This is a genomic window from Cryobacterium sp. TMT2-14 (assembly GCF_004402465.1).
GTDB classification, from domain to species: Bacteria; Actinomycetota; Actinomycetes; order Actinomycetales; family Microbacteriaceae; genus Cryobacterium; species Cryobacterium sandaracinum.
Genome location: NZ_SOFV01000022.1, coordinates 60,152 through 71,853 on the forward strand (window position 1 = coordinate 60,152; position 11,702 = coordinate 71,853).

Sequence of the window (11,702 nt, forward strand, 5' to 3'; positions counted from 1 at the left end):
TAACGCGAGAAGGGGCATCCGCCGTCACGGTGGATGCCCCTTCTCGCGTTGCGGGTCGGGCAGGTCTCAGCGGCGAGCTGCGCGATGCCCGGCTGCCCGCACGATGGCTTTTCGGACCTCCTCGATCCAGAGCACCGACGACCCGACCAGCACGCACAGACCCCATTGGCCCGACGTGAGGGAGGTCGTGTCGAAGAGTCCCTGGAGCACGTCCATCTGCACCACGAGGACCTGCAGGATGATCACGGCGGTGAGTGCCAGCCAGATGCTGCGGTTGGTGAACGTCTGGAGTGAGAAGACGGAGTGGGTGTCCGAGCGCACGTTGAGCAGGTTGAACACCTGGTAGAAGACGAAGGTCGTGAACGCGAGGGTGGTGGCGAAGGCCGCGTTGCCCGCACTGTCCGGGAACAGGGCGGACGCCTGGGTCAACACGGTCAGGGTTCCCGCGGCCATGACGAGGCCGAGCCCGAGAATACGCAGCATCCTGTCCCGAGTGAGCAGAGGTTCGTCGGACGGGCGCGGAGGCCAGCTCATCGTTCCGGGTTCGGCCGGATCCAAGCCGAGCGCCAGTGCGGGTGGGCCGTCCATGATGATGTTGACCCAGAGGATCTGAAGCGCCGTGAACGGCGCGCCCGCGGCCCACCCGGTGACGCCCGCGATCAGGAAGATGAGCACGAATCCCCACGCCGTGGTCAGCTGGAACCTGACGAACTTCAGGATGTTGGCGTAGATGCCGCGTCCCTCCTGCACCGCGGCGACGATCGTGGAGAAGTTGTCGTCGGTGAGGATCATGTTTGCGGCGCCTTTGGAGACATCCGTGCCGGTGATACCCATGGCGATGCCGATGTCGGCCTGCTTCAGGGCCGGCGCGTCGTTGACGCCGTCACCGGTCATTGCAACGACATTGCCGCCGGCCTGCAACGCCCTGACCACCCGGATCTTGTGGGCCGGGGTGACCCGGGCGAGTACCCCGTAGTCAGCGGCCCGCGCGGCGAGCGCGTGATCGTCGAGGTCGTCCAGCGTAGGACCGGCAGCAGCCTCTCCGGGCAGGCCCAGGTTGCGGGCGATGGCCGAGGCCGTCACGAGATGGTCGCCCGTGATCATGTGCACGCGGATGCCGGCGCCGAGCGCCACCGCGATGGCCTTGGCCGCCTCAACCCTGGGTGGATCGACAATTCCGACGATGGCGTAGAGGGTCAGACCGGTGACCAGGGAGCGACCCGAGTCGTCGCCCGGAACGGTGCCGGCGTCGAGGGTGCGTCCGGCGACCATGATCGTGCGCAGGCCCTCACCGGCCAGTTCCTGGATGGTGTCGTGGATTCGTTGCTGCATGGTGGCATCGAGAGGGCGGATGCCGTCGTCGGTGAGCACCGAGTCGGTCAGGGGCAGCAGTGCGCCCGGTGCGCCCTTGGCGAAGCAGCGGTGTCCGGGCGGTCGCGGCAGTCCGGTCGTCGGCTCTGCCGGCCGGTGGAATGTGGCCATGAATTTGTAGTCGGAGTCGAAGGGCACTTCGGCTACCCGGGGGTGGGTCCGCCTCGCAGCCGCGACGTCGATGCCGCCCTTCTCGGCGAGAACGGCCAGGGCTCCTTCGGTGGGGTCGCCGACCAGCACGCCGTCGTTCAGTACGGCGTCATTGCACAGGGCCATGGTTAGGAACGCCTCGGTGAGGTCAGGCAGGGGCCGGTCATCACCGGTGAGGATCCGGCCGTCGGTGGAGTAGCCCTCGCCGGTGATGCGGAAATCACGGCCATGGGTGTGCAGTCGGCGGGCCGTCATCTCGTTCATGGTCAGCGTGCCGGTCTTATCGGTGGCGATATGGCTGACGCTGCCGAGGGTTTCCACCGCCGAGAGCTGCTTGATGATGGCGCCTCGGGCGGCCAGCCGGGAGGCGCCCATCGCCAGGGTGAACGCGACGACCGCGGTGAGACCCTCAGGAATGGTCGCCACGGCCAGCGAGACGGCGGTGATCAGCAGCTCGGTCCAGGAGTCCCCGCGCAGGAGGCCCAGCACGAAGACGATCGCCACCACGACCAGCGCCGCAACGGTGAGCAGCTGGGCCAGCTGGTCGATCCTCCGCTGCAACGGTGTTTGGTCGTTCTTCACCTCGTTCAACAGCACCGCGATGCCGCCGACGGCCGTGCCCATGCCGGTGTCGGTGACCACCATGGTGGCGCGGCCGCGAGTGACCAGGGTGTTCATGAAAAGCATGTTGGTGCGGTCTGTGAGCGGCAGTTCCGCATCGTCCAGAGCGGGAATCGTCTTCCCGACCGGCTCGGATTCCCCGGTCAGGGTCGCCTCGGCCACCTGCAAGCCGGCATTCTCGATGATGCGACCGTCCGCCGGAACGGAGTCCCCGGCATCGAGGAGCACGATGTCGCCCGGCACAAGATCGGAGAATTGCACCTCGAGTTCGGTTCCGTCCCGCCGAGCGACGGCCTTGCCTTCCGACAGCTGCTGCAGCGCCTGGAGGCTGCTCTCGGCCCTCCGCTCCTGCACATAATTCAGAACCGTGTTGAGGATGATCACGACCAGGATTACGATCGGTGTCTCGAGTTCTTGCGAGACGACGGCGCTGACGACCGCGGCCACCAGGAGCACGATCGTCATCTTCTCGCCGAGAAGGCGCACGATCTTGCGCCAGGTCGGCACGCGTTTCGGCTTACGCAGCAAGTTCGGTCCGTATCGCCGACGGCGGTCGTCGACCTCGGCTGCGGCGAGCCCGGCGCGGACGTCGACGTCCTGGGCCGCCGTGGTTTCAGCGGCCGAGAGGGTGTGCCAGGCGGCGTGCTCGGTGGCCGCCGCTGCGGGAGAGGTGGTGGACATCCGTCTGGGTCAGCGATTCGGCCGTTTGCGCGTCACCAGCACTGGGCAGACCGAGAGCCGGGTGCACTGGTCGCTGACCGAGCCCAACAACAGTCCGGCCAGGTTGCCGCGCCCGCGGGAACCGACCACGAGCATCCGCGCCTCACGCGACACCTCGATCAGGCTGCGGGCAGGCCCCGCATGCACGGCCCGGTAGTCGACGGTCACGTTCGGGAAGGCATGCACCAGCGCAGCGGTGTCCTCGATCAGTGCGGCCCGAACCGCCTCCGAGTATTCGGCGAACGTCGACACGTAGCCGAACTCCCAGTTCGCGGGCCTGGGGGCGGTGTCGATTGACCAGGCGCGCACGATCACGACCGGGGCGTGCAACTGATCGGCGAGCCCGAGCGCCGTGCTGAGCGCGTGGTCTGCGAAGGCCGAGCCGTCGTGGCCGACGACGATGCTGCCGGCCGGCGACGGCGCCGGCGTGGACGCCTCGGCGGTTTCCGGTGTGCCTGCAGGGGTGGTGCCTTCGGTGCTCACGGCGGACTCTCCAAACTGGGGGATGAATGAGGAAGAACGATCAGAACACTCCCAGATTAGCGAACTGCCGTTCAGGTGTCCAACTTGGGGGGTGAGACCGGCACGAGCACGGCGAGCAGCTCGTCGAGTTCGTGTCCTTCGGACACCGGATGCCGGAACAGTCTCCCGGGGGCGATCTGGTAGCTGTTGCGCCGCCCGACCCGGGTTCTCGTGATGTAACCGCTCGCCACGAGATCGGCGATGATCTTCTGGGCCCCGCGCTCGGTGACGCCCACCCGGGAGGCCACTTCGCGCATCCGGCACTGCGGATCCCGCGCGATCGTGACGAGAACGTGTGCGTGGTTGGTCAGGAACGTCCAGCGGGCGTCGCTCCCGGGGGTGGGCCGGGGCTCCTGGTCAGGGTCCGATGCGTTCATGTAAGTGAGATTAGTCCACCGGTGTCGCGCCGTCTTGCGCCCGGGGCACGAACGGCGGCCGGTCGGGCGCGTCGACGATCAGGTTCGTGATGCGCGCGGTGCACAACCGACGGCCCTGGTCGTCGCTGATCACGATCTCGTGGCAGGCGATCGTGCGCCCGAGCCGGATGGCCGTCGCCACCCCGGTCACGATTCCCGACCGCGCCGCGAGGTGGTGGGTCGCGTTGATGTCGAGGCCCACCGCGCTTCGCCCCGGGCCCGCATGGATCACGGCAGCCCACGAGCCGAGAGCCTCGGCGAAGGCGACGGATGCCCCGCCGTGCAGCAGCCCGAAGGACTGTCGGTTGCCCTCCACCGGCATCGTCGCGACGACCCGCTCCGCGGACTGCTCGAGGATGGTCACGCCCATCTTCTCGTCAAGTTCGCCGAGCGTGATCTTCCAGTTCTCGTTCACGTGTCTCCTCTATTCGGTGGTCGAGCTCGCCGAGACCCGCGAGCCCGGCGCCACCCGCAGCCCGTCGAGCGCCACCGCGAGCACATCGTTGGCGAGTTGACCGGCATCTTCCGGCCCCTCCGGCCGGTACCACTCCACGATTGAGTTCACCATGCCGAACAGCAGCCGGGTCACGATCCGAGGGTCGATGTCGCCGCGCAGGGAACCCTCATCGCGGGCCTCCACCACGAGGGCGGATACGGCCCGGTCGAATAAGCGGCGGCGGGCGAGCGCGGCGCGCTCGACATCCGTGTTTCCGCGCACCCGTAGCAGCAGCGTCACGTAGGGCAGCCGGGAGGTGAGCACCTCCACGGCTCCGCGCAGCACCGCGGCGAGCCGGTCGATGGCCGGGCCGCACTGGGCGCTCTGCTTGAGCAGCACCCCTTCGAGTCCGTCGAGGGCCTCGCCGAGAGCCTGTTCCAGCAGCTCCTCCTTCGAGGTGAAGTGGTGGTAGATCGCCGATTTCGACAGGCCGAGGCGGGTCGCGAGCACGCCCATCGAGGTGGCGTCGTAACCGAACTCGTTGAAGGCGGCGACCGCCACCTCGAGAATGGCGGGCTGGTCGTATCCGGGGCGGCCACGCTTGGCCAGGGCTGGTTCAGACATAATCGAGAAGTCTGTCACGAGCCGGGTTTCCGGAGGAACGACCGGCCCGTGACTGCGCGGGTTGTGCGGCAGACTCAGCGCAGGTCGTAGACACGCTTGTGCTTGCCGGTGCTGCGCTCGAGCGTGCCGGGTTCGACGATCAACACGTTGACGCTGGACCCGATCAGGTCCTTGATCTTATGGATCAGCAGCGCTGAGGCGATGTCGGAGGCGGCATCGCTGGCGTGCTCGTGCCGTTCGATCCGAACGGTCAGTTCGTCCATCCGGTTCGGCCGGGTCAGCTCGATCACGAAGTGCGGAGAGAGGCTCGGGATGCTGAGCACGATCTCCTCGATCTGGGTCGGGAACAGGTTGACGCCGCGCAGGATGATCATGTCGTCGTTGCGACCCGTGATCTTCTCCATCCGGCGCATGCCGGGGCGCGCCGATCCGGGCAGCAGGCGGGTCAGGTCGCGGGTTCGGTAACGGATGACCGGGAAAGCTTCCTTGGTCAGCGACGTGAACACGAGCTCACCCTGGGTGCCGTCAGGCAGCACGAGTCCGCTGTCGCCGTCGATGACCTCGGGCAGGAAGTTGTCCTCCCAGAGGTGCGGTCCGTCTTTCGTCTCGATGCACTCGTTGCCCACGCCCGGGCCCATCACCTCGCTGAGCCCGTAGATGTCGAGCGCGTCGAAGTCGAGGCGGTCTTCCAGCTCGAGCCGCATCTGATTGGTCCACGGCTCTGCGCCGAGCACGCCCGCCTTCAGGCTGGACGAGCGAGGGTCCATGCCGGCCGCGACCATCGCATCCGTGATCGTCAGCAGGTAGCTGGGCGTGGCCATGATGACGTCCGGTTCGAAGTCCTGGATCATCTTGACCTGCTTGTTGGTCTGGCCGCCGGACATCGGGATGGCGGTGGCGCCCAGCGCTTCGATGCCCGCGTGCGCGCCGAGGCCGCCGGTGAAGAGGCCGTAACCGTACGCGTTGTGCACGCGCATGCCGGGCCGCACGCCGGAGGCGCGAAGGCTGCGCGCCACCAGGCCCGCCCACATCCTGAGGTCCTTCTTCGTGTAGCCGACGACGGTCGGCAGCCCGGTGGTCCCGGAGGAGGTGTGGATGCGCGCGACCTGGTCCAACGGCACCGCGAACATGCCGAACGGGTAGGAGACGCGCAGGTCGTCCTTGGTCGTGAAGGGCAGCAGGGCCACATCGTCCAGGCTGCGGATGTCGTCCGGGTGCACTCCGGCCTCGTTGAACTTGCGGGTATAGAGAGGAACGTTCTGGTAGGCGAGCCGTACGGTCTTCTGCAGCCGGGTCAGCTGTAACGCCTGCAGTTCGTCACGGGACATCCGCTCCTCGGGATCGAGTTCATCCTGGGCCGGGGCGTGCAAGCGGGTCTTGGTCATCGTTGACATGAGGCCTCCTGGTGGAATGCGGATTTAAAGTAGAGGAGCGACGGAACCAGGCACGGGAAAGTTGGTGGTGCGGCTGCGCCCGCGAAACTCCGCCACCGGTACGTTGTGCTCGTTGGCAACGCGCACGTCATAAAGTCCGGAGCGACCGCTCTTGGTGCGCAACACGGCGGTCGCGGTGAGGGTCTGCCCGGCGGCGGTGGGCTTCAGAAAGGTGATGTCGGCGCCCGACGCGAGCGTGACGTGGTGGTCGTCGTTGCAGGCGATCGCGAACGCCGTGTCGGCCAGAGCGAAGACGATCCCGCCGTGCGTCACGTCGAAGCCGTTCATCATGTCGTCCCGCAGGAGCATGGAGACGACCGCGCGGCCGGGCTCTGAGGCGTGCACGACCATGCCGAGTGCGGCCGATGCCCGGTCGTTCTCCATCATGGCCCCGTTGGAGGGCGGTAAAACTTCCGTCATGTGGTTCTCCTCATTGAGTTCCGCGGGCCGCAACGCATGGTTGTGGGGGTCGTAGGGAAACCATATACTAACTGAACGATCGGTTGGTAAAAGTTCGCCAAACCCAGGAGTCAACGATGACAATCCCGCCAGTTCCCTACGCTATCGCCCCGGACAGCGCCGCCACGGTGTCTGCCGAGGAGCAGCAGTTCAACGACCTGATTGCCGCCGATTCGCGAATCGAGCCGCGTGATTGGATGCCGGACGGCTACCGCAAGACCCTCATCCGCCAGATTTCCCAGCACGCGCACTCCGAGATCATCGGGATGCAGCCGGAGGGCAATTGGATCACCCGGGCGCCCAGCCTGAAGCGCAAGGCGATCCTACTGGCCAAGGTGCAGGACGAGGCCGGCCACGGTCTCTACCTCTACTCCGCCGCGCAGACTCTCGGCATCAGCCGCGACCTGATGACGGACCAGCTCATCGCGGGCAAGGCGCGCTACTCCTCCATCTTCAACTACCCGAGTCCCACCTGGGCCGACATGGGCGCCATCGGCTGGCTCGTCGACGGCGCCGCGATCTGCAACCAGGTGCCGCTCTGCCGCGCGTCCTACGGTCCGTACGGGCGCGCCATGGTGCGCATCTGTAAGGAGGAGTCTTTCCACCAGCGGCAGGGCTTCGAGATCCTGCTCGAGCTGATGAAAGGCACGCCCGCCCAGCGCGAGATGGCCCAGGAATCGGTCAACCGCTGGTACTGGCCGGCCCTGCAGATGTTCGGGCCGCCCGATGACGACTCGCCCAACTCTGCGCAGTCGATGGCCTGGAACATCAAGCGGTTCTCCAACGACGACCTGCGCCAGCGCTTCGTCGGAATGCTCGTGCCGCAGGCCGAGGTGCTCGGTGTGACGCTGCCGGACCCGGACCTGCGCTGGAACGAAGAAAAGGGTGCGTACGACATGGGCGAAATTGACTGGACCGAATTCCACGAGGTGCTCGCGGGCCGCGGACCGGCGAACGCCAGGCGCCTCCAGCGCCGCCGCGACGCGCACGACGAGGGTCAGTGGGTGCGTGAGGCTGCTGCCGCGTACGCCGCCAAGCAGGGCGTGAAGGCGGTCGCATAATGAGCGCTCCCGGTGCATCCGAGAAGGAGATCTGGCCCCTTTGGGAGGTTTTTGTGCGCTCCAGCCGCGGAATCAGCCACACCCACGTGGGTTCCCTGCACGCCCCCGACGCCACCCTCGCGGTGCGCAACGCGCGTGACCTCTACACCCGCCGCAATGAGGGCGTCTCGATCTGGGTCGTGCCTGCCGACGCGATCACCACGAGCGATCCGGATGCGAAGGGTGCCTTCTTCGAATCGCCCGCCGGCAAGAACTACCGCCACGCGAGCTACTACACGAAGAGCGAAGGGGTGAAGCACCTGTGAGCGACACCATCGAGCAGGACGGCCACGGCCACGTCGACGTCGACACGGTCCAGCTCTCCGCGGAACTGGTCGAAGCGGCATCCGTCGCCTCGCACGACGTTGCGGAATACGCGCTTTGGCTCGGCGACGACTCGCTCGTGCTGGCCCAGAACCTGGGCTGGTGGATCTCCCGCGCCCCGGAGCTGGAAGAGGACATCGCCCTCGGCAACATCGCCCTCGACCTGATCGGGCACGCCCGTTCCCTGTTGCACTACGCCGGGGCCGAATCCGGCCGAACCGAGGACGACCTGGCGTACTGGCGTGACGAACCCCAGTGGCGCTCGGCGCACCTGTTCGAGCAGCCCAACGGTGACTTCGCGCACACGCTCGCCCGTCAGTTCATCGCGGCGCACTACCTGTTCGAGCTCTACAGCGCGCTGATGCAGTCGACGGATGCGACGCTCGCCGCGATAGCGGCCAAGGCCGTCAAGGAGGTCGACTACCACCGCGACCATTCCATCCAGTGGGTGCTGCGCCTCGCTCAGGGCACCGAGGAATCCCGCCGGCGCATGATCACCGGTCTCTCCGACCTATGGCCGTTCGTGGAGGAGCTCTTCGTCGACGAGCCGCTGATCGACCGGCTCGAGGGCGTCGCCGTGCGGCCGTCCTCCCTCCAGGCCTCAGTCCTGAGCGCCATGTTCCCCGTGCTCGCCGAAGCCGAGCTCGAGGTTCCCCGCGGCTTCATCTCCTCCGGGGGCGGGCGCCGCGGCGACCACTCCGAGAACCTCGGGCCGCTGCTCGCCGAGATGCAGGTGCTGGCGCGGGCGCACCCCGGCGCGAAATGGTGACCGTGGCCTCCCTTGCCCGTCCGCGTCCGGGCGACGCGGCGTCGCAGAAGGCCTGGGACATCGCCGCCGAGGTCTGCGACCCGGAGGTCCCCGTGCTCACGATTGAAGATCTGGGAGTGCTTCGGTCGGTCGCCGTTTCGGCCGACGGAACCCACGTCATCCTAACGCCGACCTACAGCGGATGCCCCGCGATGGAGGCCATGCGCGACGACGTCCGGGCGGCCCTCACCAATGCCCACTACCAGAACGTCACCGTCGAACTCGTGCTCGCCCCGGCCTGGACCACCGACTGGATGAGCGAGGAGGGCAAGGCGAAGCTGGTCAGTTATGGCATCGCTGCCCCGACCGGCCACTCCGGCGTGCGCCCGACCGGCGCCGTCCGGCTCCAACTCGTGGTCAAGTGCCCGCGCTGCTCCTCACTGAATACGCGGGAACTCGCCCGCTTCGGTTCGACGTCGTGCAAAGCACTCTACGAGTGCCGGGACTGCCTCGAACCGTTCGACTACTTCAAGGTGTTGTAACCATGGCCGCACTCAATCTGCGCAGTACCGATTCAGCCGTTCTCGACCCTGCCACCGAGCCTACAAAGCGCCGCGCCCGGTTCCACACCCTCGCCGTCGGCGAGGTGCGTCAGCTCACCCAGGACAGCGTCGAGGTGACCTTCCTGGTTCCCGAGGCGCTGCAGGGGGAGTTCGACTACGACCCCGGGCAGCACCTGGCGTTGCGCGCCACGATCGGCGGCCGGGAGCTGCGCCGCAGCTACTCGATCTGTCGTCCGCACGCGCTCGGCTCGGTCAGCGTCGCGATCAAGCGCGACCTCGGCGGGGTCTTCTCCAGCTGGGCGAACACCGAACTCCGGGCCGGGGACCGCCTTGACGTGATGAGCCCGCAGGGCACGTTCACCACCGCGCTGGACACTCTGGACGACAAGCACATCGTCGGCATCGCCGCCGGCAGCGGCATCACGCCGCTGATGTCGCTCGCACACACCGTGCTCGAACGCTCGGAGACCTCCCGCTTCACGCTCGTCTACACAAACCGCACCGCGCTCGACGTGATGTTCCTCGACGAGCTCGCCGACCTGAAAGACCGGTACCCGGCCCGGCTGGCACTGCACCACGTGCTCTCGCGCCAGTCTCGTTCCTCCGCCCTGCTCTCCGGCCGGATCGACGAGGAGAAGCTGCGCCTGATGCTGGCCAGCATCATCCGTCCCAACGCCGTCGACGAGTGGTTCCTCTGCGGGCCGTTCGAACTGGTGCAGTTGTGCCGCGACACGCTGGAGAGCGTGGACGTCGAGCCGGGCCACATCCGGTTCGAACTGTTCACGACGGGGGAGCCGACGCACGCGGTCGGCGACACCGGGCGGCCGGTGGTCGTCGGAATCGGTGACAAGACCTTCGAGATCGAGTTCACGCTCGACGGCGAGAGCGCCACGGTGACCACGCCCGTCAACGCGAAGGAGAGCATCCTGAACGCCGCCCTGCGTGTGCGGCCGGATGTTCCGTTTGCCTGCGCTGGGGGAGTGTGTGGCACCTGCCGCGCCAAGCTCGTCAGCGGTGACGTCACGATGACCGAGAACTACGCCCTCGAACCGGACGAACTGGCCCGCGGCTATGTGCTCACCTGCCAGTCGCACCCAACGACCGACCGGGTCGTCGTCGACTACGACGTGTAGCGCCACTCGCCCATCAGGTATGGCGCGCAAGCGCAGAAAGCGGTTCCCGTGATCGAGCTGTCCATCCGGGACGACGTGGCCTACGTCGTCCTAAACGCCCCCGACAAGCTGAACGCGCTCGACGAGGCCGGCCTGGCCGAGCTCGCGGCCGCATACGAGACCGCGGAGGCGGCCGGCGTGCGCGCCCTCGCGCTGCGCGGCGAGGGCCGCGCATTCTGCGCGGGCCGTGACATCTCGGGCGTCGACCCGCGCGACGACGATGTGATGGGTTTCCTGGGGGGACTCGTCACGCCGTTGTTGCAGCGGATGAGCGCCTTCCCGGCGCCCACCTTCGCCGCCGCGACCGGGGCCTGCCTCGGGGTTGGCCTCGGCTTGCTGATCGCCACGGATGTCGTCTACGTCGCCGACACCGCGAAGATCGGGTCCCCGTTCGCGAACCTCGGTGCCACGCTCGACTCCGGCGGCCATGCCCTGTTCGTCGACCGGCTCGGCGCGCACCGCACTCTCGACCTGATCTACTCCGGCCGGCTCATGTCGGGCGCGGAGGCCGTGGCCGCCGGCCTGTTCAGCCAGGCATTCCCGGCCGACGAGGTGACGGATGCCACATTGACGGCCGCCCAACGGGCCGCACAAGGGGCGACTCAGGCGTTCCTCGCCAGCAAGGAGCTCGTGCGCGCCCTCCGGGACGACCGGCTCGGCCTCTGGCAGAGCGTCGCCGCCGAGAACCGGGCGCAGGCGGCCCTCTGCGACACCGCTGACTACCGCGAGGGCTTCGCCGCCTTCCAGCAGAAGCGCAAGCCCGCGTTCACAGGCCGCGACTGACCCGTCGCGTCCCTGGCCTGGCCCGTCCCTGCCGCCCGCGTCGAACCAATTCGACGGAGATTCTGGGAAAAAGGCGGTTCCCGAAGGTTCTGGGGCCGTTTCGGGCAAAATCTCCGTCGAATTCGTTAGGGCCGGTCGCCGCAGTCGCCCGCAGCGACCACATCCGCAGCATTTGCCGACCAGGTCCGCGGCGCGGGTTCTACGCCGCTGCGCGGCTGGCACGCCACGCGCTTAGCGGCGCAACACCTGCGTGCCGCTCC

13 protein-coding genes are annotated in these 11,702 nt (G+C 67.6%); 6 read left to right on the plus strand and 7 right to left on the minus strand.

Annotated elements, in window-relative coordinates; translation table 11 throughout:
* Positions 1 to 66 precede the first annotated feature (66 nt).
* The 7 genes from E3O28_RS08365 to paaI form a co-directional block, all read right to left on the minus strand.
* A complete protein-coding gene (locus tag E3O28_RS08365; RefSeq protein ID WP_134415603.1) occupies positions 67 to 2,823 on the minus strand; it encodes an HAD-IC family P-type ATPase in 2,757 nt (918 codons plus the stop codon).
* A gap of 9 nt (positions 2,824 to 2,832) precedes the next feature.
* Positions 2,833 to 3,345: a universal stress protein gene (locus E3O28_RS08370; protein ID WP_233191501.1), complete on the minus strand. Its 513-nt coding sequence runs from the start codon at positions 3,343 to 3,345 to the stop codon at positions 2,833 to 2,835.
* A gap of 71 nt (positions 3,346 to 3,416) precedes the next feature.
* Positions 3,417 to 3,761, minus strand: a complete 345-nt coding sequence (locus E3O28_RS08375; protein WP_134341836.1) for a helix-turn-helix domain-containing protein — start codon at positions 3,759 to 3,761, stop codon at positions 3,417 to 3,419.
* Between the two features lie 10 nt (positions 3,762 to 3,771).
* Positions 3,772 to 4,170, minus strand: coding sequence for a hotdog fold thioesterase (locus E3O28_RS08380; RefSeq protein WP_104102727.1), 399 nt, complete (start codon positions 4,168 to 4,170; stop codon positions 3,772 to 3,774).
* Positions 4,171 to 4,224: 54 nt separating this feature from the next.
* Positions 4,225 to 4,860, minus strand: a complete 636-nt coding sequence (locus E3O28_RS08385) for a TetR/AcrR family transcriptional regulator (protein ID WP_104102571.1) — start codon at positions 4,858 to 4,860, stop codon at positions 4,225 to 4,227.
* A 74-nt stretch (positions 4,861 to 4,934) separates the two neighbouring features.
* The gene (paaK, locus tag E3O28_RS08390; RefSeq protein ID WP_241973060.1) at positions 4,935 to 6,254 is read right to left on the minus strand and encodes a phenylacetate--CoA ligase PaaK; all 1,320 of its coding nucleotides are present in this window, start codon (positions 6,252 to 6,254) and stop codon (positions 4,935 to 4,937) included.
* A 24-nt stretch (positions 6,255 to 6,278) separates the two neighbouring features.
* Entirely contained in the window at positions 6,279 to 6,713 is a 435-nt protein-coding gene (gene paaI, locus E3O28_RS08395; RefSeq protein WP_104102568.1) for a hydroxyphenylacetyl-CoA thioesterase PaaI, read from the minus strand.
* Positions 6,714 to 6,829: 116 nt separating this feature from the next.
* On the opposite strand from paaI, the gene paaA reads away from it, so the two are divergent.
* Genes paaA through E3O28_RS08425 form a run of 6 tightly spaced genes read left to right on the plus strand, consistent with a single transcriptional unit; the run spans position 6,830 to position 11,442 of the window.
* Positions 6,830 to 7,813, plus strand: a complete 984-nt coding sequence (paaA, locus tag E3O28_RS08400; protein WP_104102566.1) for a 1,2-phenylacetyl-CoA epoxidase subunit PaaA — start codon at positions 6,830 to 6,832, stop codon at positions 7,811 to 7,813.
* Positions 7,813 to 8,118: a 1,2-phenylacetyl-CoA epoxidase subunit PaaB gene (gene paaB / locus E3O28_RS08405; RefSeq protein ID WP_104102564.1), complete on the plus strand. Its 306-nt coding sequence runs from the start codon at positions 7,813 to 7,815 to the stop codon at positions 8,116 to 8,118. Before paaA ends, paaB begins: the two co-directional genes overlap by 1 nt.
* A complete protein-coding gene (gene paaC / locus E3O28_RS08410) occupies positions 8,115 to 8,945 on the plus strand; it encodes a 1,2-phenylacetyl-CoA epoxidase subunit PaaC (RefSeq protein ID WP_134415604.1) in 831 nt (276 codons plus the stop codon). Before paaB ends, paaC begins: the two co-directional genes overlap by 4 nt.
* A 2-nt stretch (positions 8,946 to 8,947) precedes the next feature.
* Positions 8,948 to 9,466: a 1,2-phenylacetyl-CoA epoxidase subunit PaaD gene (paaD, locus tag E3O28_RS08415; protein WP_233191499.1), complete on the plus strand. Its 519-nt coding sequence runs from the start codon at positions 8,948 to 8,950 to the stop codon at positions 9,464 to 9,466.
* 2 nt (positions 9,467 to 9,468) lie between these two features.
* Positions 9,469 to 10,620, plus strand: coding sequence for a 1,2-phenylacetyl-CoA epoxidase subunit PaaE (gene paaE, locus E3O28_RS08420; RefSeq protein ID WP_134341838.1), 1,152 nt, complete (start codon positions 9,469 to 9,471; stop codon positions 10,618 to 10,620).
* Between the two features lie 48 nt (positions 10,621 to 10,668).
* Positions 10,669 to 11,442: an enoyl-CoA hydratase/isomerase family protein gene (locus tag E3O28_RS08425; RefSeq protein ID WP_104102554.1), complete on the plus strand. Its 774-nt coding sequence runs from the start codon at positions 10,669 to 10,671 to the stop codon at positions 11,440 to 11,442.
* The last annotated feature ends 260 nt before the right edge of the window (positions 11,443 to 11,702 follow it).